This is a genomic window from Streptosporangium sp. NPDC051023, from assembly GCF_040689595.1.
Lineage (GTDB): Bacteria > Actinomycetota > Actinomycetes > Streptosporangiales > Streptosporangiaceae > Streptosporangium.
Genome location: NZ_JBFBCE010000076.1, coordinates 18,255 through 39,526, shown reverse-complemented (window position 1 = coordinate 39,526; position 21,272 = coordinate 18,255). Strand labels below are relative to the sequence as shown.

General features: G+C 68.2%; 24 protein-coding genes and 1 pseudogene. 16 read left to right on the top strand and 9 right to left on the bottom strand.

Translation table 11 applies throughout. The annotated features are described in order from the left end of the window. The first annotated feature begins 179 nt into the window (after window positions 1-179). The 3 genes from AB0395_RS36300 (at window position 180) to AB0395_RS36290 (ending at window position 1,617) form a co-directional block, all read left to right on the top strand. Window positions 180-506, top strand: coding sequence for an SMR family transporter (locus AB0395_RS36300; protein WP_366288865.1), 327 nt, complete (start codon window positions 180-182; stop codon window positions 504-506). Further along, window positions 503-1,237, top strand: a complete 735-nt coding sequence (locus tag AB0395_RS36295) for a TetR family transcriptional regulator C-terminal domain-containing protein (RefSeq protein ID WP_366288862.1) — start codon at window positions 503-505, stop codon at window positions 1,235-1,237. The genes AB0395_RS36300 and AB0395_RS36295 overlap by 4 nt, the downstream gene beginning before the upstream one ends. Window positions 1,238-1,299: 62 nt before the next feature. Then, window positions 1,300-1,617 (top strand): DUF952 domain-containing protein, encoded by a 318-nt coding sequence (locus AB0395_RS36290; protein ID WP_366288860.1) that lies wholly within the window; start codon window positions 1,300-1,302, stop codon window positions 1,615-1,617. Between the two features lie 31 nt (window positions 1,618-1,648). On the opposite strand, the gene AB0395_RS36285 is transcribed toward AB0395_RS36290, so the two are convergent. The 4 genes from AB0395_RS36285 to AB0395_RS36270 all read right to left on the bottom strand — a co-directional run bounded on the left by AB0395_RS36285 (window position 1,649) and on the right by AB0395_RS36270 (window position 4,586). Beyond that, entirely contained in the window at window positions 1,649-2,452 is an 804-nt protein-coding gene (locus AB0395_RS36285) for an ABC transporter permease (RefSeq protein ID WP_366288858.1), read from the bottom strand. 3 nt (window positions 2,453-2,455) lie between these two features. Continuing rightward, window positions 2,456-3,214, bottom strand: coding sequence for an ABC transporter permease (locus tag AB0395_RS36280; protein ID WP_366288856.1), 759 nt, complete (start codon window positions 3,212-3,214; stop codon window positions 2,456-2,458). Between the two features lies 1 nt (window position 3,215). Beyond that, window positions 3,216-4,136: an ABC transporter ATP-binding protein gene (locus tag AB0395_RS36275; RefSeq protein WP_366288854.1), complete on the bottom strand. Its 921-nt coding sequence runs from the start codon at window positions 4,134-4,136 to the stop codon at window positions 3,216-3,218. Between the two features lie 87 nt (window positions 4,137-4,223). After that, the gene (locus AB0395_RS36270) at window positions 4,224-4,586 is read right to left on the bottom strand and encodes a helix-turn-helix domain-containing protein (RefSeq protein WP_366288852.1); all 363 of its coding nucleotides are present in this window, start codon (window positions 4,584-4,586) and stop codon (window positions 4,224-4,226) included. A gap of 47 nt (window positions 4,587-4,633) precedes the next feature. Between AB0395_RS36270 and AB0395_RS36265 the strand changes: the two genes are divergently transcribed. After that, on the top strand, window positions 4,634-5,509 hold the full coding sequence (locus AB0395_RS36265) for an MBL fold metallo-hydrolase (RefSeq protein ID WP_366288849.1): 876 nt from the start codon (window positions 4,634-4,636) through the stop codon (window positions 5,507-5,509). A gap of 102 nt (window positions 5,510-5,611) precedes the next feature. After that, window positions 5,612-5,881, top strand: coding sequence for a hypothetical protein (locus AB0395_RS36260; protein ID WP_366288846.1), 270 nt, complete (start codon window positions 5,612-5,614; stop codon window positions 5,879-5,881). On the opposite strand, the gene AB0395_RS36255 is transcribed toward AB0395_RS36260, so the two are convergent. Both AB0395_RS36255 and AB0395_RS36250 read right to left on the bottom strand, forming a co-directional pair. Beyond that, window positions 5,882-6,919 carry a tyrosine-type recombinase/integrase gene (locus AB0395_RS36255; protein WP_366288844.1) on the bottom strand — a complete coding sequence of 346 codons (1,038 nt, stop codon included), beginning with the start codon at window positions 6,917-6,919 and terminating at the stop codon, window positions 5,882-5,884. 1,506 nt (window positions 6,920-8,425) lie between these two features. After that, window positions 8,426-9,259, bottom strand: a complete 834-nt coding sequence (locus AB0395_RS36250) for a nitroreductase/quinone reductase family protein (RefSeq protein ID WP_366288842.1) — start codon at window positions 9,257-9,259, stop codon at window positions 8,426-8,428. Window positions 9,260-9,804: 545 nt separating this feature from the next. Here AB0395_RS36250 and AB0395_RS36245 point away from each other — a divergent pair. Continuing rightward, the gene (locus tag AB0395_RS36245; protein WP_366288840.1) at window positions 9,805-10,287 is read left to right on the top strand and encodes a hypothetical protein; all 483 of its coding nucleotides are present in this window, start codon (window positions 9,805-9,807) and stop codon (window positions 10,285-10,287) included. Between the two features lie 164 nt (window positions 10,288-10,451). Here AB0395_RS36245 and AB0395_RS36240 read toward each other — a convergent pair whose 3' ends face one another. Then, window positions 10,452-11,243 carry an NmrA family transcriptional regulator gene (locus AB0395_RS36240; protein WP_366288838.1) on the bottom strand — a complete coding sequence of 264 codons (792 nt, stop codon included), beginning with the start codon at window positions 11,241-11,243 and terminating at the stop codon, window positions 10,452-10,454. An 81-nt stretch (window positions 11,244-11,324) separates the two neighbouring features. On the opposite strand from AB0395_RS36240, the gene AB0395_RS36235 reads away from it, so the two are divergent. Together AB0395_RS36235 and AB0395_RS36230 are read left to right on the top strand one after the other, a co-directional pair. After that, window positions 11,325-12,233, top strand: a complete 909-nt coding sequence (locus tag AB0395_RS36235; RefSeq protein WP_366288835.1) for an AraC family transcriptional regulator — start codon at window positions 11,325-11,327, stop codon at window positions 12,231-12,233. Between the two features lie 131 nt (window positions 12,234-12,364). Then, on the top strand, window positions 12,365-13,432 hold the full coding sequence (locus tag AB0395_RS36230) for a tyrosine-type recombinase/integrase (RefSeq protein WP_366288832.1): 1,068 nt from the start codon (window positions 12,365-12,367) through the stop codon (window positions 13,430-13,432). Window positions 13,433-13,528: 96 nt separating this feature from the next. Here the strand turns inward: AB0395_RS36230 and AB0395_RS36225 are convergent, their stop codons facing one another. Continuing rightward, entirely contained in the window at window positions 13,529-13,783 is a 255-nt protein-coding gene (locus AB0395_RS36225; protein ID WP_366288830.1) for a helix-turn-helix transcriptional regulator, read from the bottom strand. A 62-nt stretch (window positions 13,784-13,845) separates the two neighbouring features. Here AB0395_RS36225 and map point away from each other — a divergent pair, with 62 nt between their 5' ends. Further along, window positions 13,846-14,613: a type I methionyl aminopeptidase gene (gene map, locus AB0395_RS36220; protein ID WP_366288827.1), complete on the top strand. Its 768-nt coding sequence runs from the start codon at window positions 13,846-13,848 to the stop codon at window positions 14,611-14,613. Between the two features lie 94 nt (window positions 14,614-14,707). On the opposite strand, the gene AB0395_RS36215 is transcribed toward map, so the two are convergent. Next, window positions 14,708-15,523 (bottom strand): MerR family transcriptional regulator, encoded by an 816-nt coding sequence (locus AB0395_RS36215; RefSeq protein WP_366288824.1) that lies wholly within the window; start codon window positions 15,521-15,523, stop codon window positions 14,708-14,710. A gap of 238 nt (window positions 15,524-15,761) precedes the next feature. On the opposite strand from AB0395_RS36215, the gene AB0395_RS36210 reads away from it, so the two are divergent. From AB0395_RS36210 to AB0395_RS36180, 7 genes and pseudogenes are all read left to right on the top strand, one after another. Continuing rightward, the gene (locus tag AB0395_RS36210; protein ID WP_366288821.1) at window positions 15,762-16,031 is read left to right on the top strand and encodes a metal-sensitive transcriptional regulator; all 270 of its coding nucleotides are present in this window, start codon (window positions 15,762-15,764) and stop codon (window positions 16,029-16,031) included. A gap of 270 nt (window positions 16,032-16,301) precedes the next feature. Further along, window positions 16,302-17,711 (top strand): rhodanese-like domain-containing protein, encoded by a 1,410-nt coding sequence (locus tag AB0395_RS36205; protein WP_366288818.1) that lies wholly within the window; start codon window positions 16,302-16,304, stop codon window positions 17,709-17,711. After that, the gene (locus AB0395_RS36200; protein ID WP_366288815.1) at window positions 17,708-18,292 is read left to right on the top strand and encodes a rhodanese-like domain-containing protein; all 585 of its coding nucleotides are present in this window, start codon (window positions 17,708-17,710) and stop codon (window positions 18,290-18,292) included. The genes AB0395_RS36205 and AB0395_RS36200 overlap by 4 nt, the downstream gene beginning before the upstream one ends. A gap of 58 nt (window positions 18,293-18,350) precedes the next feature. Continuing rightward, a complete protein-coding gene (locus tag AB0395_RS36195; RefSeq protein ID WP_366288813.1) occupies window positions 18,351-19,124 on the top strand; it encodes a sulfite exporter TauE/SafE family protein in 774 nt (257 codons plus the stop codon). A gap of 262 nt (window positions 19,125-19,386) precedes the next feature. Beyond that, window positions 19,387-19,788 (top strand): M20/M25/M40 family metallo-hydrolase, encoded by a 402-nt coding sequence (locus tag AB0395_RS36190; RefSeq protein ID WP_366288811.1) that lies wholly within the window; start codon window positions 19,387-19,389, stop codon window positions 19,786-19,788. A 13-nt stretch (window positions 19,789-19,801) separates the two neighbouring features. Then, the gene (locus AB0395_RS36185) at window positions 19,802-20,689 is read left to right on the top strand and encodes a GNAT family N-acetyltransferase (RefSeq protein WP_366288809.1); all 888 of its coding nucleotides are present in this window, start codon (window positions 19,802-19,804) and stop codon (window positions 20,687-20,689) included. Then, window positions 20,686-21,201, top strand: a pseudogene (locus tag AB0395_RS36180) (o-succinylbenzoate synthase); the annotation flags it as partial. The gene AB0395_RS36185 and the pseudogene AB0395_RS36180, both read left to right, overlap by 4 nt. Window positions 21,202-21,272: the final 71 nt, after the last annotated feature.

Here is a 21,272-nt window from a genome sequence, read left to right as displayed (position 1 = left end):
ACACGCTTTCGACACCTCTCGCAAGTGGAACCGCTGGAACCACCCCCGGGCACCCGCACCGCTCTCCAAGGCCGCTGCCTCCGGCAAGACCAGCGGCCGATTACGACGCACCCACCCGTTAGAAATGGTACGTTCGTACTAGTTTAGGAGGGGATGTAAGAGGGGTTTGGGGGAGTGACATGGCATGGCTGCTCCTGGCAGGAGCCATCATCGCCGAGATCATCGCAACCACCGCACTCAAACTGAGCGACGGCTTCACCCACAAAGGCTGGGCCATCGCCGTCGTGGTCGGCTACGCAGCGGCATTCGCCCTGCTGGGCCAGGCACTCAAACTGCAACTCGAGATCGGTACGGCCTACGCCGTCTGGTCCGGCGCCGGAACCGCCATCATCACCGTCATCGGCATGCTGTTCCTCGGCGAGACACTCAACCTGATCAAGATCGGCGGCATCGCGCTCATCATCGGCGGAGTGGTACTGCTCAACCTGGCAGGCAGCACCCATTGACCCGCCCTCGCGGCCTGCACACGCCCTCGACCGGCACACCCCCGGCAGGCGGCACCGCGAACGGCACCACCACAGACGACACCACCCACCGCACAACCAGCCCGGAGCACCCCCGCCCAGACACAACCGGCGCCGAGCGGAAAACCGACAACCCCACCGGACGGCAACCGGCACAGGAACGCGGCAGACGACGCCGCCAGAAACTCCTCTCAGCAGCGGTGCACCTCCTCCACGAAGGCGGCTTCGTCGCCGTCACCCACCGCGCCGTCGCCCGGCACGCCCGCCTGCCCCTGGCCGCGACCACCTACTACTTCTCCTGCCGCGAAGAACTCCTCACCGAGGCCTTCGCCCTGCTGGTCACCGAAGAACTAGCCACACTGCGCGCCGCCGCCACCGGCACCGACCCACTCGGCAACCTGCTGACCGAACTAACCGCCGACCGCCCCCGCCGGCTCAGCCTGTGGGAGCTCTACCTGCACGCCGGACGCGACCCCGCACTGCAACAGGTGGCCCGCGACTGGACCGACGGCTGGAACACGATCCTGACCCAGACCCTGCGCACAGCCGGCCACGACCTGCCCCCGGCCGACGCCCGCCTCACAGCCGTCCTCATCAACGGCCTATGGCTGGAACACCTGGTCGAAGACCGCCCAGAATCAATCCAAGAAGGCCGCACCCTGCTCACCCGTGCCCTGACAATCATGCGCAGCACCCCCTCACAACCCCTCTGATCCCTCCGGCCACCCCGCAGCGCTCACCCCGACGCCGCCAACCCCGAAAAGGCACCCACCCGATGACCATCCTGCACCTGGCCCTCACCACCGACTGGAACGCCGCCCAGACCGCGGGGGAGTACCGCGTCTCAACCCTGGGCCGCACCCTCGAACAGGAGGGCTTCATCCACGCCTGCGCCGACCACACCCAACTCCACGGCGTCGCCCAGCGCTTCTACCGCGACGTCACCGACCCGCTCGTCATCCTCACCATCGACCCCACCGGCCTGGACGTCCGCCTGGAAACCCCCACCGACTCCACAGAGGCCTTCCCCCACATCTACGGCCCGCTACCGGTCACCGCCGTCATCTCCACCACACCCTTCACCCCCGCCTGACCCACCGCCGCACGAACGCCCCCGGCCAGCCCTAAACACACAACGTCCGCTGAAGCCGCCGCGCCGCGAACGACAACCCCGCGACCAACATCACCAGCAGATACACCGCATGCCCCAGCAATCCCCAGCCAAGCTGCCCGACCGCCACCCCCCGCACCAGCTCCACCGCGTGATACAGCGGAGTCAGCTCAACCACGACCTCCAGCACCGGCGGATACTCCTGCACCGGCGAAAACGTCCCCGAGAACAGGAACAACGCGAACTGACCCGTGGTCAGCATGTCGAAGTCCTGCCACCCCCGCATCAACGTGCTGATCGCCATCCCGACCCCGCCGAACGCCAGCCCCACCAGCAACGTCGCGGGAAAAGCCAGCAGCGCCCACCCCGCCTGCGTCAGGCCCAGCGCCACCATCACCACCAGAAACGCACCCGTGTAGACCGAACTACGCACCATCGCCCACGCCAGCTCACCCAGCGCGATCTCAAACGGCTTCACCGGCGTCGCCAGAATCGCCTCAAACGTCTTGGCGTACTTCATCTTGAAAAAGAAGTTGAACGTCGTCTCCGACAACGCCCCCGACATCGCCGAGACCGCCAGCATCGCCGGAGCGACGAACACGGCATACTCCACCACCCGGCCATCTGCCAACCGCAGATCACCGACCAGCGCCCCCACACCCACACCGATCGACAGCAAATACAGCACCGGCTCGAAAAACCCCGAAACCAGCACCAGCCAGTACGACGGCCCCGACCGCAGCGCCCCCACATTACGGCTCATCACCGCACCCACCCGAGAAGGAGAAACCCGGGCAAGCAGCATCGCAGAAACCATGCCTCAGTCCTGAAGTCGCTTACGGAAGGCGGCAGCCGCCCAGACCACACCACCCACAACGAACACCAGCAGACACCCCACATGCCCCCACACCGGCCACGGGGGAGACACCCCCAACGTCGCCGCCCTGCTCAGCTCAACCCCATGCCACAGCGGCGACAGATACGCCAGCGGACGCACCACCTGCGGCAACTGCTCCACCGGGAAGAACACCCCCGCGAACAACGTCGAGGGAATCATCACGAACCGAAACAACAACGCGAAATAACTATCGTGACTGATGCTCGCCGAAAACGCCATCACCGGCGCCGCCGCCGCCAACGCCACCAACGCCGTCACCAGCGGAGTCACCACCGCCCACGGCGAACGCAACGCGCCGAACAAACTCGTGACCCCCAAAAACACCAGCGCCGCGACCTCCACCCGAAACAGGACGTACAGCAACCAGCCCGCCACCATATTCCGGATCCCGATCGGCGCGGCACGCATCGTGTGATAGCCACGCACCCACTGAAAGTCACCCAGAATCGAATACGTCGACTCGCTAACCGCCATCTGAAACGCCGTCGAAGCCATCACACCCGGCACGATCCACGCCAGGTAGTCAACCCCGCCGACCTCCCCGACATGCCGGCCAACCCCAATCCCGATACTGACCAAAAACAACACCGGCAGCACGAAAGAAGAGAACACCGACGCCCGCCACAACCGCCGATACAAGGAAAGGTGCCGCTCAAGCACCGCAACCGTCGGATGAGCCATCTCAGTCCACCAACGTCCGGCCGGTCAACTGTAGAAACACATCCTCAAGCGAGGAACGACGCACCAGCACACTCGAAGGCACCAAACCCCGCCGATGCACCTCCGCCACCGCCGCATCCCCATCCTCGGCATACAGCAAAACCCGATCCGGCAGCGGATCAACCCGCCCGATCCCCTCCAGCTTTCCGCTGTAATCCACCCCGTCGGCGAACCGCAACTCCACCACCTCAGGCGTCGAATACGTCTCGATCAGCGAACGCGGCGACCCCTCCGCCACGATCCGCCCGCCGTCCATCACCACCAGCCGATCACACAACTGCTCGGCCTCGTCCATATAGTGCGTGGTCAGCACCAACGTCGTGCCCTGCTGCTTCAACCGGAACAACCGCTCCCACAACAGATGCCGCGCCTGCGGATCCAACCCCGTCGTCGGCTCGTCCAACAACACCAGATCAGGCTCGTTCACCATCGCCCTGGCGATCGTCAACCGCCGCTTCATCCCCCCGGACAACGGCTCAACCTTGCTGGTGGCCTTATCCTTCAGCTGCACGAACTCCAACAGCTCCTCGGCCCGCTGCCGCGCCTGCGCCCTCGACAACCCGAAATACCGCGCGTAGATCATCAGATTCTCCCGCACATTCAAATCCGGGTCGAGATTGTCCAACTGCGGACACACACCAAGCCGCGCCCGGATCCTCGCGCCGTCACGCACCGGATCCATCCCCAGAATCCGCAACTCACCCGAGGTCGGCATCGACACACAACTGATCATGCGCATCGTCGAGGACTTACCTGCCCCGTTCGGCCCCAGGAACCCGAAAGCCTCGCCCGGCGCCACCTCCACGTCGATCCCATCGACCGCGGTGAAGTCACCGAACCGTTTGACCAGGCGACGCGCACGAATAAGAGGTTCTTCAGACACGCCCTGGACCGTAACAGAGGCCTGCGACACTTCCGCAAACCATTATCGGCACCACCACACCGCCCCGCCGGACGCAAATGACGCGCGTCAGACCCCGGAAGTAGGCCCGGCGTCGTGGGCCGCCGCCCATCCGCCGAGCGCGCGAAGCTGCTCGCGCAGGGAACGACCCCGCACAGTCAGCGTGTACTCCACACGCGCCGGGACCGGGCCGTACGACGTGCGGCGGACGTATCCCGCCTCTTCCAGGGACCGAAGCGTTCGGGTCAGCATCCGACGGCTGATGCCCTCGATCGAACGATCCAGTTCGTTGAAGCCGTGACCGCGCTCGGCGAGCAGGCGCAGGACGGCCGGGCTCCATTTATCGCCGATCGCACGCAGCACACCCGTCACCGGGCACGCCTCGTAGACGACCGTCGTGACGACGGGCGAGGCCGACTCGTCAGTGGACATGAATGTGCCTTCTTCCGGCCCTCGGCGAGGTGCCCAAGGATCAGCATATGCACACGATCGAGCTGGGCCGGGTCTCGGTGACCCGCATCCCACACTTCGGCAACGGGCCACTGCCGCCCGCCGAGTTCTTCCCAGGCACCGACCCGGACTTGTGGCAGACGAACCGGACCTGGCTCGTCCCGCACCACTGGGATGAGGACGCGGACCGGGTACAGGTGAAGGTGCGGACCTGGCTGCTGCACAGCGCGGGCCGCACCATCGTCATCGACACCGGCCTCGCCGCCGGGACCGTCCACCCGGGCGGCGTCCCGCTGACGGCCTCGCTCACCGCCGCCGGAGTGACGCCGGCGGACATCGATCTCGTCATCTGCACCCACCTGCACGCCGACCACGTCGGAGGCAACACCTCACTGCACGACAACGGAGAGTGGACCCCGGCGTTCCCCCACGCCCGCTACCTGTTCTCGCGTCCCGACCTCGACTTCTTCGACCCGCATACGCTCACCGAGGAGCCCGGCCGCAGCGCCGCCGTTTACGAGCAGTCGATCGCCCCCATCCTCCGGTCAGGACAGGCCCAGATCTGGGACGACTCGTACACCATCGACGAGAACCTGCGGCTCACCCTCGCGCCCGGCCACACTCCCGGCCACGGCGTGCTGACGCTCGAATCAGACGGCGACAGGGCGGTCTTCGCGGGAGACCTCCTGCATTCACCCGTGCAGGTCCTGGCGCCCGAGGTGTCGAGTTGCTTCTGCCACGACCCGGTGGGGGCGGCCCGCACACGCGCGTCGACCCTCGCATGGGCCGCCGACCACAAGGCACTCGTGATCCCAGCGCATTTCGGCGGCGCGGGAGCGGTGGAGATCGAAAGGGACGGCTCCCGATTCGCCGTACGGCGCTGGACGGGCTTCCCCGACACGTGACAGGCCACGGCCGACTACGCCGCGACTCCCGAAGCCGGCCCCGAACCACGACCGCGATTGCCTTCAGGCGGGGGAGGATGATCAAAGGAGTACGCTCACCCCATGATGAACCTGATCGTCACCATCCTCCTGACGGCGATCCTCGTGGCAGCGGTCATCGGCCTGATCCTGCTCGCCGTACGGCTGACACAACGCCCCCGCAACACCCTCATCGGCGGCGGCCTCGGCCCTGAGACCATCGAACAAGCCCTCGAACTCAAAGCCGACGGCCAGTTCGACCAAGCCGTCTTCCTGGTCCGCGGTGAGACCGGCATGAGTCACCGCGCAGCCTCACGCCTGGTCAGAAAACTCCGCACACCCCCCGCCAGCTGACTACAGAACACCACCCCCCACCGGCGGCCCCCCGTCCTCACCGGAACCGACCAGCCGATCAAGCACCCCATACGCCGGATTACCCAGCGCCGCCTGACGCACCTCACGCGCCGTCGAAGCGACATACGCCTGACCCGTCACGATCGACGAATGCCCCAGCAACTCCATCAACTCATGCGCCGAAGCCCCCCGCTCAGCCAGCCTGGTCGCGAACTCGTGACGCAGCGCGTGCACCAACGTCCCCTTCTGCACCCGATCATGAACCCCCGCATAGCGATAACACTGCCGCACCAAATACTGCAGCCCACCCCGCCGCAACGGCTCATTACCCGTATCAACCAGCAACGCCGCCGAACGGGGGAGCACCGCCAGCCCGAAACGCTCCAGACGACTCCGTAAATACCGCTCCACAAGCCGCTCGATCGGCGGCTCGATCGGCAACGACCGCGTCTTGCCCCCCTTACCGACCACCTGCACCCGCCGATCATCCCGGGAACCCCCGAAAGACCCCAGCGTCAGCCCCAGCAGCTCAGCCGACCGCATACCCGTGACCAACGCCAGCGCCAGAACCACCAGATCACGCTCAACCCACGGATCACGAGCCCTACGAGCACCAGCCGCGACCCGCTCCAGCAACGTCGCCGACGCCGACCCATCACCCAGCAACGGCTTCGGCGCCTTCGCAGGCTGCTTGGGCCGGGGAACCGCCGCCATGGGATTACCCTCAAGCAACCCCTCCGCCACACAGAACGTCAGAAACTGGTTCCACGCACTCCACGCCCTGTTGATACTGGCCGCGGAACGAGCACCGGCGAAATCAGCGAAAGCCCCCCTGATCAGACGCCCCGTCAGACGACGAACCTCCAGATCGGCTACCGCGACCCCATCACGCCGCGCCGCGAACTCCGCCACGATCCGCAGGTCACTGTCATACCCGGTGAGAGTGTTCGGCGAGAGCTTCTTGGCCCGCAACGACAACAGAAACTCTCCGGCCGCCTCAGGCAGACACATGATCACCAACGGATCATGATCGTTCATCGCGCCCCTCCCGCCCACAGGAAAGGATCAACCACAACTGACGCATATGCGATTATGCATCAAACACCCAGCCAACAATCACAACCCGCCCAGGCAGGGGAGAAGAGAAAACACACCTCACCAAACCCCGACACCCGGAGACCGGGGGAGAGGCCAGCACCACCCGCCGCGGAGCATGTCCTTCTCCGGCAGGACGCCATCCGGCGGACAATGACTCACCACCCGGTGTGCACACTCGTTGGGACCCCGTATGAAAACCCCATAGGTACGCACCTGAACCGTCACCAACCTCGGTACCGAGGCCAGCGATACCAAGTGGCACTGTCAACAGCACCGACCCGAAAAAGGACACAGCCACACAAATCGCCAACACCCGGCAGGGGAGTGGCCCACCTCTCCGCATCCCGCAGACGAGTCCGCCCCCGCAAGCTCCGTACGGCTCTCGCACCGACACGGCACCCACGATCCTTTCCCGTCGGCGCCCCCCTTCGTCGCCAGCAAACCCGTGACGACGCGGGAACGCCTCTCCAGGCCCGGGAGGGGAGGCCTTCCTTGTCCACGGAGGAGAGGATCACAAATGATGTATAAGTAAAATTATGCAGCAAACACTCGGAAGACACCCCACAGCGCCACGATCGCCAGCACGGCAACCGCCGATCGTCGCGGACCGCACCACACACCACCTCCAAGGCGGCCCCAGCGGCAGCCGATGACCGCGAGCGGCACGATCGCAGGCCCTTGGCGGAACATCTGTGCGATCTTCGCAAAACCAGTTGTATCGGGATTTCCGCTCGCCATCCCGACCTGCTCGTCGACGACAAGTCGGACTGGCCGTGACGCGACGACTGTCCTGGACGCCGAGGACGACCGCGACCATCGCAAGAGTCTCCCCGACCCCGGGCCACCCAAAGAGACCTGGTCGATCGACCACGAAGCCGATGCTGGACCTCGAGACACAGCTCGCCTCGTTGAATCGGATCCAGAGCGACCTGGAGATGATCATCGCTCTTTATCCTGTTTTTTCCTATACCAGACAGAAACCTCATTCTGTCTGGTATAGGAAAAACAGGATGGTCGAGGGCAAAGTTCGCGCTTCATGCCTATGCCGGCGCCTCTCAGGGCTTTCATTCTCCAGATCTCCCCGGCGGAGTCGGCGGGCGTGCCGTACGGATGGACGTTTCGCGCACCGTTGGCCTCCACGGGAAAACGCGCCGCGATATCCGGACATTTCACTCGAACTGCGTCCTGGGTTCGCCTGGGTTCCCGAATGCGCCCGAGCGGCAGATGTTCGGTGCTCGGCGATCGCCGTGGCAGCACAATTCGTGTGTTTCGCGTGTCCGGTGCCCGTCCGGGCACACGAAACGGGTCCGGCCGACGGTCGTCGTACGAACCACTCCCCCGGGCCGGGCACCCATGCTCTATATGGCGACTTTAAGCAACATGTCGGATTTGTAGAGTGATTGATGGGCGGGCCCCGCGCCCAGGAGCGGGCGCGGGGCGTGGTGTTCAGGTCGTCACGGTGTTGAGGATCGGGACGAGTTGTTCTTCCTCGTGGTCCAGGTGGGCCTCCAGGTCGGTGGTGAGTCGTTCCACCTCGGAAACGAGGGCCGCGTGGTCTGGACTGTCGGCCGTGAGGAGGGCCCGTAGGTCGTCCAGGAGTCGTTTGATCGTCTGGTGTTCCTGGCGTAGCCGGGTCAGGGCTGTGGCGAGTTCGGGGTGCTTCTGCTCGAGGAAGGGGAACAGTTGGCCGTCCTCCCCGGCATGGTGGTTTCCCAGTCCCTGGCACAGGGTCAGGCAGTTGATGCGCAGTTGTGTGCCGAGGCCGGGGCCGGATTCGGCGATCTCTTTGCGGATCAGTGCCAGTTCCCTGCGGAAGGCGTCGTGGATCGTTTTGAGGGAGTCGCCCAGCGGGCCTGCTGGTGGGCCGCCGTTGATCGGGGTGAGGGCGATCACAGGGATGATCCGGGTTGTCTTGGCCTGGTAGGTGGCCCATCCGGGGTCGGTTTCGACCGCGCGGGTGAAGATGTGGTCGCGTTCGGCTCCTTTCAGAATGGTGGCTTGCGCGTCGTAGGTGAAGAGGCCGTTCTCGACCGTGGCGCGGGGGTTGGCCAGCAGGTTGTGAAACCAGGCTGGATGGTGTGGTGCGCCGCCGGCGGAGGCGATGACGAGGACTCGTGCGCCGCCGTCGGGAAGGTAGCCGAGCGGGGTCGTGTGTGGGGTGCCGGATCGTGCTCCGGTGGTGGTCAGCAGGAGTAGTCGAGCTCCTTCGAAGGGGCCGCCGACTTTTCCGCCGTTGGCGCGGAACTCTTTGATGATCTGTTGGTTGAAATCGATGGTCATTCTCTTTTTCTCTTCTGGGTTTGGTGGTTTTGCAGGTGTTTGTGGGCATGGCGAAGAGCCGCACGGTGGACGGGAGGGAATCGCCGTGGGGCGTCCTCGGTCGCGGTGCGGGAAACGCGGGAGGGTGAGCCGGGTGTTCGACCGGGTTGGCGGTTTACCGACCCGGTTGGTTCGCGGCGGCTTGTGGGTTGGCGGGGGCTGACACCGCCAGGTGTGTGGTGACCGCGTGAATGTGCGGGAATGAGGAAAGGCGGGCCTCTGGCCCGCCTGGTGCTCACGTGGTGGCCGGGTGCCCTACTCGTTTCTGGCCCATGGCCGACCCGGCAGTCACGGTTTTGACTTTAGTGCTGTGGATGCCTGGAGGCAATTCCGTGGTTCTCGGTTGGTGCGGGGAGGACTTCGGTGGGGTTCGTGGCTGTTGGATGGTTGGGGCCAGGTCGTCGGTGTGGCGAGCGGGTACGCGACGCGCCGTGTGGTGGTGAACTCGTGGGATTGTCGGTGCCGGGTCCTACGATGAGCCGACTCACGGAGGGGGATGCTTGCCGATGCTGGATTCGCTCGTAGTGCCGTTGCTGGTGACCACGGATCTGCCGCCGGATGCCGATCTGGCTGAGTTCGGGCGGGTGCTGGCGGATGCGGTGCGGGCGCCGGGGCGGGGCGGGGTGTCCTATGAGGGGTTTTTGTATGGCGGGGTGTTCTGGTTGGATCCGCCGCGGGTGGCGTCGCAGTCGTTGTCTGGGGGTGAGCCGCGGGGGCGGTTTGGGGTGGTTGAGGAGCTGCGGTTTGCCGCGTTGATTGGTTATCTGTCTGTTTGTGGTGAGCATGGGTCGGTTAAGGATGTGGTGGGTGATGCGGGCAGGGCTATTACGGGGGCGGTCGCTGCGCGGTATGGCGATTTGGGGAGTCCTCCTGCGGTGATGGCTGTTCGGGCTGTGGATGTGCGGGAGCGCACTCCCCCGTCGGCGGTTTTTGTCAGGACTGCTGATGCTGTTCCTGAGCTGGTCGCGGTCACTCGGTCTTATTTGTGAGGTTCGCTGCGAGGTCTGTTTGTGGGCTTTGGTGGGACCGTCGGGTGGTGGTTGCCGGGTGTGCGGGTGGGGGTGGCCTCGCCGGGGTTTGGTGTGACGGCCGGCGAGGCGGCTGGGTGTCAGCTGTGTTGTTTTAAATGCCGGTTAGGGCGGGTTTGTGCAGGTCAGGGCCAGGTGGTGGTGACGTAGTCGGCGAAGGTGCGTGCCGGGCGGCCGAGGACGCGTTGGACGCCGTCGCTGAGGTAGGCGTCGCCGCCCTCGGCGATGCGTCGCAGCAGGCCGGTGAGCATGGCCGCGTAGTCCTGGGGGACGCCGACCGTGGTGAGAGTGGTGACGTAGTCGGCTGCGGGGACGGGGGCGTAGGTGATGGGGCGCGCGGATGCGGCGGAGATCTGGGCGACGGCATCGGCGAAGGTGAGTAGTTCGGGTCCGGACAGGTCGTAGGTCTGGCCGGTGTGGCCGTCGGTGGTGAGGGTGGTGATGGCGACGTCGGCGATGTCGTCGGCGTCGATGAAGGGTTCCAGGCCGTGGTCTGCGGGCAGTGTGAGCTGTCCTGTGGCGATGGAGTCGGCGAAGTAGCTTTCGCTGAAGTTCTGGTTGAACCAGGTGGGGCGCAGGATGGTCCAGTTGTCGGTGGCTGCCCGTACGGCTTTTTCGCTGCTGTAGTCGTCGGGGACGCCGCGTGCCGACAGCAGTACGACGCGGGCGGTGGTGCGTGAGAGCAGGTCGGTGATCTGCGTGGCGGGGTCGAGGTCGTAGGGGGGCGGGATGAGGTAGATCGCGCCGACGTCGTCGAGGGCGGTGTCCCAGGTGGTGGGGTCGTTCCAGTCGAAGGTGGTCGGTGCCGTTCGGGAGCCGGCGCGGACGGAGTGGCCGAGGGCGCGCAGTCCGGTGACGACGCGGCGGCCGGTCTTGCCGGTGCCGCCGATGACGAGAATGTGGTTTCCGGTGGTCATGGGTCCCAGCCAACCAACGATGGTGAGACTGTTCTATAGGTGTGACGCCCGCGGCCATGTGTGATCGTCTACCTTGGGTGGGTGGATGTGATCGGTGATCTGTTGCATGGGGCTCGGGCGCAGGGCGGCATGTTCTGTCAGGCGTTGTCGTCTCCCCCGTGGTCGATCCGGTTTGTGGTCCCCGCTCCGATGACGCTGACGACGATGGTGCGTGGTGAGGCGTGGATGGTGCCGGATGTCGGTGAGGCGCGTTTGTTGCGTCCTGGTGATGTGGCGCTGACGCATGGCGAGCGGCCGTTCGTGATCGCTGATTCGCCGGAGACGGTGCCGCTGGTGTTCATCTATGGCGAGACGTGCATGGGTGAGGTCAACGAGTTGGGGCCGGGTACCTACGGCAGTGTGGACGGTGACTCGCTGATGGTCATCGGCAGTTATCAGGTGGGTGGGGATCGGTGCAGGCGGTTGTTCGGCGTGCTGCCGAAGTTGCTGGTGGTGCCGGGTGACGATGCGCGGCTTGGGCCTGCGTTGGAGCTGATCAGGGCGGAGATCGCCGGTTCCGCTCCCGGGCGGCAGGTGGTGGTGGACCGGCTGCTGGATGTGTTGCTGGTGGTGGCGCTGCGGGCGTGGTTCGCGCGGGAGGAGGCGGATACGCCGCGCTGGTATGCGGCGCTGGGTGATCCGCAGGTTGGCCGGGCGTTGCGGTTGATCCATGAGATGCCTGCGGCGGCCTGGACGGTGGTGTCGTTGGCGGAGGCGGTGGGGATGTCGCGGGCGGCGTTCGCGCGGCGGTTCAGTGCGTTGGTCGGGCAGCCTCCGCTGACGTATCTGACGGAGTGGCGGATGACGCTGGCCGCGGATCTGCTGGCGCGTCCGGAGACGACGGTGGCGGCGGCTGCGCGTCATGTGGGATATGCCGATGCGTTCGGGTTCAGTGCGGCGTTCAAGCGGGTGCGTGGGGTGAGTCCGAGCGTGGTGCGGGCAGGCAGGTGAGGGGTGTGGGCGGTCGTCGGTGGCCGATGAGGGCTGTCTGCGGGGTTGGCGCTGGGTTCGGTGTCGCGGGTGGTGTGGGTGTCTGCCGGTACGGTCGGGCTGATCATCGAGGAAGGGTGTCCTGAGGAATCATGCGGCCAGCGGATCTGAATCGTCTCACCGTGTGCGAGTCGGCCGATCGTTATGTGGAGTTGATTCGGGCGAAGACGCTGACGGGGGCGTTGTCTCCGGCGACGGCGGAGGTCTACGCGCGTGATGTGGCCACGTTCGTGGGGTTGGCGGGTGAGGAGGTGGTTCTTGACGATCTGACCGGTGAGGATGTTGACGCGATCTTGCTGGCGTTCGCGCGCAAGCCTGATGGGCGGCGTTCCGAGCCTGGGGGCGGGGTGCAGTCGGCCTCGTCGCAGGCGCGGTTTCGGCGGTCGGTTTCGGCGTTGTTCAAGCATGCGGTGCTGGTGGGGTGGGTGCAGGTCAATCCGATGGCGTTGGCGACGGTGACGGCCAAGGAGCGTGGCGGGTTGCGGCCGCAGCGGCGGGCGCTGACCCGTGAGCAGGCTCAGGGGCTGATCGGTGCGGCGCGTGATCTGAGCGGTGGCCGTGGTGACAGGGGGGGTGCGGCGGAGGGTGGCGTCGCGGAGGCGGGGCGGGTGCGGCGGCGTGATCAGCGTACGGAGTTGCGTGACGCTCTGATCGTGTTGTTGTTGTCGACGGTGGGGCCGAGGGTGTCGGAGTTGGTGCGGGCGGATGTGGAGGATTTCTACACCAACGACGGGGTGCGTTACTGGAGGATCTTCGGCAAGGGGGGGAAGACGCGTGATGTGCCGTTGCCGGGTGACGTGGCCCGGGTGTTGGAGGTGTATCTGTCGGAGGAGCGGGGCGGGGTTCCCGAGGGGGCGCAGGACAAGGCGTTGTTGTTGTCGTGGCGGGGTAAGCGCCTGGCGCGGGGGGATGTGCAGGCGGTGATCGACCGGATGCAGCGGCGGGTGGATCCGGATCGGCGGCGTTCTGTCACTCCGCATGGCCTGCGGCACACGACCGCTACGCATCTGCTGGCCGACGCGGTGGACATGGACGCGGTGCGGCGGGTGCTGGGGCACAGTGATCTGGCGACGCTGGGCCGTTACCGGGATGAGTTGCCGGGTGAGCTGGAGGTGGCGATGCGGGCTCATCCGTTGCTGCGGGAACAGCGCGGGGGCTGAGGGCGGCCGTTTGCCGTGGTGCGGGCGTGGTGCGGGCGGGTGGTGCCCGCGTGCGGTTCGGGGGTGTCCGGGTGAGGTGCTCCCCCGTGGGCTGGGTCAGGCGGCGCGTTCCGCGGCGCAGACTTCGGCCAGGACGTCGAGGGAGATGCCCAGGGTGTGGGCGAGGGCGGCGATGGTGAAGAAGGCGGGGGTGGGGACCCTGCCGGTTTCGATCTTGCGGAGGGTTTCGGCGGACAGGCCTGCCGCGGTGGCCACCTCGGCCATGCTGCGGGTGCCGCGGGCCTGGCGTAGGAGGGCGCCCAGGCGGTGGCCGCGTTCGTGGTCGAGTTCGGTCAGCGGAGGTCGCACCATGCGAGGAGCCTAGCAAACGTGATAACAATACCGGTATAGGTATTGGAGCTAGGAGGTGTCGCATGGTGGAGATCAAGACGGCGGCGGAGCTGGAGGCGATGCGTGAGGCTGGGCGGGTGGTGGCGCGGGCGCTGGAGGCGGTACGCGGGCACGCGGCCGTCGGGGTCTGCCTGCTGGAGCTGGATGAGGTCGCCGCGTCGGTGATCTCTGAGGCGGGTGCTAAATCCGCTTTCCTTCACTACAAGCCCCATTTCGCGCCGACGCCGTTTCCCGCGGTGATCTGCGCGTCGGTCAACGACGTGATCGTGCACGGCATCCCCGACGGTTATCGGCTGCGCCCGGGCGACCTGCTGAGTGTCGACTGCGGCGCCTACCTGGACGGCTGGGCCGGAGACTCAGCGATCAGCTTCGTCGTCGGCGAGGCCAGCCCGCGGGATCTGGAACTGATCGGCACGGCCGAGGCCGCGCTCGAGGCGGCTATCGCCGTGTGCGTGCCGGACGGGCGGCTGGGCGACATCGGTCACGCGGTGGCGCGGGTCGGTCGTCAGGCGGGGTACGGCATCCCCGCTGACTTCGGCGGGCACGGCATCGGACGCGCCATGCACGAGGACCCGCATGTGTCCAACCAAGGCCGTCAGGGACGGGGGATGGTGCTGCGTCCCGGGCTGGTGCTGGCGATCGAGCCGATGTTCGTCTCCGGGGGCCGGGACGCCTATCTGACCGCGCCCGACGGGTGGGCCCTGTCGAGCGCGGATGGCAGCCGTGCCGTCCACGTCGAGCACACGGTGGCGGTCACCGAGGACGGGCCGCGCGTTCTCACCCTGGTGTGACGGTCCCGCTCCCTCGTCGGCTCGCCGTCATCACCGCTTGTCCGCCGGGCTGTGGCTTTTCGCCGGCGCTACTGCTGCGGGCGGGGCGGTGTCTTCATGGTGCCCGCTCCCCCAGCTGGATCATTACCCGGGTGAGCAGTCGTGCAGGCGGGGTGTGCGCCGGATCGGACAGGTAGACCTCGCGGATCGGGCCGTCCGGTGCGTGGCCGCGTTCGGCGCACCAGGTCAGCAGGGCGTGGGTGGTGAGGTTGATCTGGTCGTAGGGGCCGACGTGGGTGGCGCAGGCGAAAAGGCCCGCGGGTAGTACGTGTGGCCGGGTTCCCGGTGGTGGGGGGCCGTCGATCTCGACGGTGACGGCGACGGGGATCGGTTCGTTCATCTCCACTGGGAACAGGCCGGTCAGCCGCATCTCCGTACTCCCCCGGCCGTCGTCGGCGTGGCTGTCTCGTACGGCCCGCGTCAGGAGGGCGATGCACGCGCCGGTGGCCCGGGCGATGTCCTGCGGGGAGGCGGCCATGTCACGCGCTAGCGCGACGCGGCGGGCCTGCTTGCGTTCCAGGACCACCTCGGTGGAGGGCAGTCCCGTCGACAGCAGCTGTTCCAGCGTGGCCAGGGTGCGGCGGCGCCGTGCGAGTTCGGCTTCCAGGTCGTCGCGGACCCGTCCCAGCGCCTGGGCGGCGGCCGTACCGGAAAGTACCTCGCCGATCGCGCTCAGCGGCACATCCAGTGAGCGCAGCAGCCCGATCGACAGCGCCTCACGCGCCTGGCCCGCCTGGTAGTAGCGGTAGCCGCTGTCGGGGTCGACCCATGCCGGTGACAGCAGGCCTGAATCGGCGTAGTGGCGGAGCTGTTTGATGCTGAGCCGGCACAGCCGTGCGAACTGCCCGATGGACAGTAGGTCGTCGTTCACGTCTTCCAGCATGGCCGTCTTTACGGAGGGTGTGATGCGGTGCTGAGGCCGATCGAGCGGTTGTCTGCGGGAGACGGTTTCGCGTGGATCGTGTCATCGGTGAGGTCGAAAGACGCCGCTGTGGGCGCCTCGTGGTGCTCGATCGTGGGCTGCTGTGGCAGGTATCACTGTCATTAGCCCAGGTCAGCTGGACGAAGGTGTACCCCGGGGGGTATACATTGGGGCATGGAGGTGGCCGGTGGAGATGGACGCGACGGTCCTGGCCGAGGCGCTTACCCGGCTCAAGCGGGCCCATGGCCAGCTGGGCGGAGTGATCGCGATGATCCAGAACGGGGATGACTGTGAGCGGGTGCTGACCCAGCTCGCGGCGGTGTCCAAGGCGCTGGACCGGGCCGGATTCAAGATCATATCGACGGGGCTGCAGCAATGCCAGGCTGCGCGTGAGCGCGGCGAGCAGCCGCCGATCAGCGCCGAGCGGCTGGAGAAGCTGTTTCTGTCCCTGTCGTGACGTCGGGCTCCGCCCGCCGGTAGTGCGGGCGGAGCCCGAAAAGGGGCCTGGAAAGAACGCTCGAAGAAGGAGGCTGGGCATTTTCTGCCCGGCGGATACCCCCCCGGGTATGAGCATGGCGGGGTCGCGTGGACACGCTGCGCGAGACCGGAACGGGAGTACCCCGGCCGCGGGAGCCCAGAGCCGCCCCGGCCGGCAGCGACGCCCGGCACGCGACCCTGCCACAGACGACACCGACGACACGGCTACACCGCGAAAGGCAGCACAGTGATGACGACGATCCACGTCGAGGTGGTGGAGACCTCCTCCCTGGGAGACCGCAGCTATCTGGCCCATGACGGACGGGTCGCGCTGGTGGTCGACCCGCAGCGCGACATCGACCGCGTCCTGGCCCTGGCGGGCCGGCTGGGGGTGCGGATCACGCACGTGGCGGAGACCCACCTGCACAACGACTACGTCTCCGGCGGATTGGCCTTGGCTCAGGTGACCGGTGCGGCCTACCTGGTGGCCGCCGCCGACGACGTCGCCTTCGACCGGACTTCCGTGGCCGACGGCGCCGAGCTCACCCTGTCGTCGGCGATGCGCCTTCGCGTGGTGGCGACCCCGGGACACACCTTCCACCATCTGTCCTACGTGCTGAGCGGCGCCGACGGGCCCGTGGGGGTTTTCACCGGCGGCTCCCTGCTGTTCGGCACCACCGGGCGCACCGATCTGCTGGGCGCCCAGCACGCCCAGACCTTGGCCCACCGGCAGCATGCCTCGGTGCGCAGGCTGGCCGATCTGCTGCCCGACGGCGCGCGAATCTGGCCCACCCACGGGTTCGGCAGCTTCTGCTCGGCCACCCAGTCCGACGCGTCCGCCTCGACCGTCGGGCGGGAGCGGGAGGCCAACCCCGCGCTGCGGCTGGAGGCCGAGGAGTTCGTCACCCTGACCCTGGCCGGTCTGGACGCCTACCCCGCCTACTACGCCCACATGGGGGCGCGCAACACCGCGGGCGCGGCCCTGATCGACCTGACCCCCGCGCTACGGGCCGACGCCGCCCAGCTGCGGGCGCGGATCGAGGCCGGGGAGTGGGTGGTCGACCTGCGCTCGCGCAAGGCGTTCGCCCACCGGCATCTGACCGGCACGCTGAGCTTCGGCCTGGACGGGCCGATGTCGACCTGGCTGGGCTGGATGATCCCCTGGGGCGCGCCCATCACCCTGCTGGGCGAATCGGCCGAGCAGGTCGCCGCCGCCCAGCGCGAGCTGGCGCGCATCGGCATCGACCGCCCAGCCGCCACCGCGACCGGATCCCCCGAGCAGTGGGCGGGCCACGACCACACCCGCCTGGCGGAGCTGCCCGTGGCAGCCTTCACCGATCTGGCCGCCGTCAGGGCGGGCCTGACCGTGGGCGCCCTGCCCGCCGCCGACGTCGTGCTGGACGTGCGGATGACGGGCGAATGGCGTGCGGGCCACATCGACGGCGCCCTGCACATCCCGCTGCCCGAACTGCCCGCCCGCCTGGCGGAGGTGCCGGACGGGACGGTGTGGGTGCACTGCGGCTCCGGCTACCGGGCCGCCGCGGCCGCGAGCCTGCTGCGGCGCGCCGACCGCCGGGTGGTGCACATCGACGACGCCTACGACCGTGCCCGCGACGCGGGCCTGACCATCACCACCCCCGACGAGAAGGAGAACCCGTGACCACCTCGCCCTCCCCCGCACCCCTGGACACCGCGACCCTGCGCGGGCTGCTGGAAGCCGGGACCGGCCCCCGCCTGATCGACGTGCGCACCCCCGGCGAGTTCGAGGCCGCCCACGTCCCCGGCTCCCTCAACGTGCCGCTGGACCTGCTGCGCGAACACCACGCCGAACTACGCGGCCACCTGGACGAGCAGACGGTGATCATCTGCCACTCGGGGCAGCGCGCCGCCCAGGCGGCGCGGGTCCTGGCCGAGGCAGGACTGCCCGGCCTGCGGATTCTCGCCGGAGGGATGACCGCCTGGCGGGCGGAGGGCGGCCCGGTCCTGACCGGGCGGCCCCGCTGGGGACTGGAACGCCAGGTCCGGCTGGTCGCCGGGTCGATCGTGGCGGCCTCGGTCCTGGCCAGCACGGTGGTCCCGAAGGCCAAGTGGGCCGCCGCCGCGATCGGCGGTGGCCTCACCTTCGCCGCGCTGACCGACACCTGCGCGATGGGCATGGCGCTGGCCAGGCTGCCCTACAACCGCGGCCCGCGTGTCGGCCTGGCCGAGGCCGTGGCCGCGCTGAACGGCAAACGCGGGTGAACGGCCGCGGGCCCGGCCGGCGCGTGAGCGCTCCGGGATCAGGCGAGCGGGAACGGCGATGCTAGCCGCGCTTGGCCTAGGCTCCGTGATCGGCATTCTGCTCGGGCTGCTGGGCGGCGGCGGATCCATCCTGGCGGTTCCCGCCCTGGTGTACGGGGCGGGCCTGTCGCTGGCCGCGGCGGTGCCCGCGTCGCTGCTGGTGGTCGGCATCTCCTCGGCCACCGCCGCGCTGCCGCGGATCAGGGCCGGGCAGGTGCGCTGGCGCATCGCCGCGGTGTTCGGCGGCGCCGGTGCGGTGGCCGCGTTCGGCGGCGCCGCGCTGAACCGGCTGCTGCCCGCGCGGGTCGTGCTGCTCGGGTTCGCCGCGCTCATGGTGGTCGCGGGCTGGCGAATGCTGGCCGAGCAGGTCTCGCGGGGCGGGGCCTGCGCGCTGCCCGGCGGCGGGGTGCACTGGCGCGGCTGCCTGCCGAAGTCCGTCGCCGCCGGTGCGGTGGTCGGCGTGCTCACCGGCCTGTTCGGCGTCGGCGGAGGGTTCCTGGTCGTCCCGGCCCTGGTGCTGGTTCTGGGCCTGCCGATGCAGGCGGCGGTCGGTACCTCGCTGGTCGTCGTGACGGCCAACGCGGCGGCGGGGCTGGCCGCTCACACCGATGGCGCGGGGGCCGGTCAAGGAATCATCGTGGCCTTCACGGTGGCGGCGGTCGCCGGTTCCCTGGCCGCGGCCCGGCTGGCCCGGCGGCTGGACGCCGGGCGGCTGCGCCGCTGGTTCGCCGCTCTCGTCTTCGCCGTGGCCGTCTTTGTCGCGGTCCAGGCCATATCGGGCCCGGGCGGCTGACCTGGCCTCTTCTGGCCTCTGACGCCGGGTGGTGTGCCCGGGAGCGTGGGACTGCGCGAAGGCTTCGACGATGAAGTGGCTCACACCGCGGAATCGGGCCGCCTCCCCCAGGCCAAGATCGAGGCGTGGTTTCATCGCCGCATCCCAATCTCGCGCGCCAACGTTGGCCGGCAGGACAGGTTCGCTCACGGTGCGGCTCGCGATGCTTGAGCGATGCGTCGACCCAAGGTGCCCACTGTGACAGAACGCCGCGCCATGGGCGATGCGTGGCCTGCGCCCGCAGCTGCCCGGCGCCGGAGTGGAGGTCAGGGGCGGTCCGAACCGGCCGCCACTGCCGGCCACGGCATCGAAGGACCTGTTCGGGCGGGCGCGCCGGCTCGCGGATGACCTCGGGGTCGGCCCGCTCGCCTCGGTTGCCGTCGGCGGTGCCTCCGACGGGAACTTCACCGCGGGGGTCGGCACGCCCACCCTCGACGGGCTGGGGGCGGTTGGCGGCGGTGCGCACGCCGATGACGAGCATCTGTTCACGGCGGAGCTGCCGAAGCGGACGCGGCTGCTCACCGCATTGGTCTGCGAGCTGCTGGCGGCGGAGGGTTGTCCGTCCGGACGAAACGGGCCCCGTCGTCCCATGCTGTCGGACCATCTACGGGGCGGGACCGGCTGAAACCATGGCCGGCGTGACTGATCTCATCCGCGATCGCCGCGAGTTCCGGGCCGTCGACGCGGCGTGCGCCGTGGCCGAGGCCGCCGCGCACACCGCGGGCATCGACATCCGCCTTCTGGACAGTGTCAGCGAGCTCGAGGCCGTCCGTCGCCTGTACGAGCGCATCTGGCGCACGGGCGAGAACAACCCTCCGGTGACGGCCGACCTGCTGCGCGCGATGTCGAAGGTGGGCGGCTACGTGAGCGGTGCCTTCGACGAGGGCGAGCTGGTGGGCGCCTGCTTCGGCTTCTTCTCCCCGCCGGCGCGGGAGGCACTGTACAGTCACATCGCCGGGGTGTCGGCGCGTATGCAGGGACGCAACGTCGGGTTCGCGCTGAAGCTGCACCAGCGTGCCTGGGCGATGACGCGCGGCGTCGGCGAGATCTGCTGGACGTATGACCCCTTGATACGTCGCAACGCCTACTTCAACATCGCCAAGCTGGCCGCCGATCCGGACGAGTACCTGCCGAATTTCTACGGTCCGATGGACGACGACATCAACCGCAGCGACGACACTGACCGGATCATGGTCCGGTGGCGGCTGGAGTCACCCGACGCCGAGGCGGCCTGCGAAGGGCGGCCCAGACCGGCCGATGCGAAGGCCGCCCGCGCGAGGGGTGCGGCCGTGGCGTTGAGCGTCTCCGCCGAGGGCGGGCCGGTCGCCGGCCGCGCCGACGCGCGCACCGTGCTCGTCGGCGTCCCCGCCGACGTCGAGACCCTGCGGCAGAGCGACCCGGACCGCGCCGCGCAGTGGCGCAGGGCGGTACGGGACGTCCTCGGCGAGCTGCTCGCGCAGGGCGCGCGGGTACGCGGCTTCGACCGCGCGGGCTGGTACATCGTGGACAGGCAGGAGACAAAGTGAAGATCACCGGGGTTGAGATCCGCACCGTCGAGGTGCCGCTCGTGTCACCCTTCCGGACGTCGTTCGGCACGGAGACCGTGCGGGAGGCGGTGCTGCTGCGCGTCGTCACCGACGAGGCCGAGGGGTGGGGCGAATGCGGCGCAGGGACGGCGCCCCTGTACTCCCCGGAGTACACCCACGCCGCCGTCGACGTCCTGAGCCGTTTCCTGGTCCCGGCGCTGGCCGGGGTGACGGACCCGGCCGCGCACAAGGTCGCCCCGGCCCTGGCCCCGTTCAAGGGCCACCGTACGGCCAAGGCCGCGCTGGAGATGGCGGTTCTGGACGCCGATCTTCGCGCCCGCGGCGTTGCTCTCGGCCACGCTCTCGGCGCTGTTCGCGACACCGTGCCGTGCGGGGTTTCGGTAGGGATCATGGAGTCGATCCCCGCGCTGCTCGACGCGGTCGCCGCGTATCTGGAGGCGGGCTACCTGCGGATCAAACTGAAGATCGAGCCCGGCTGGGACGTCGAGCCGGGCGGAAGGTTCGGCGCCGCAGGGCGAGTCCGGGGTCGAGGAACACCGTACGGTTGTCAGCACTGAGAACG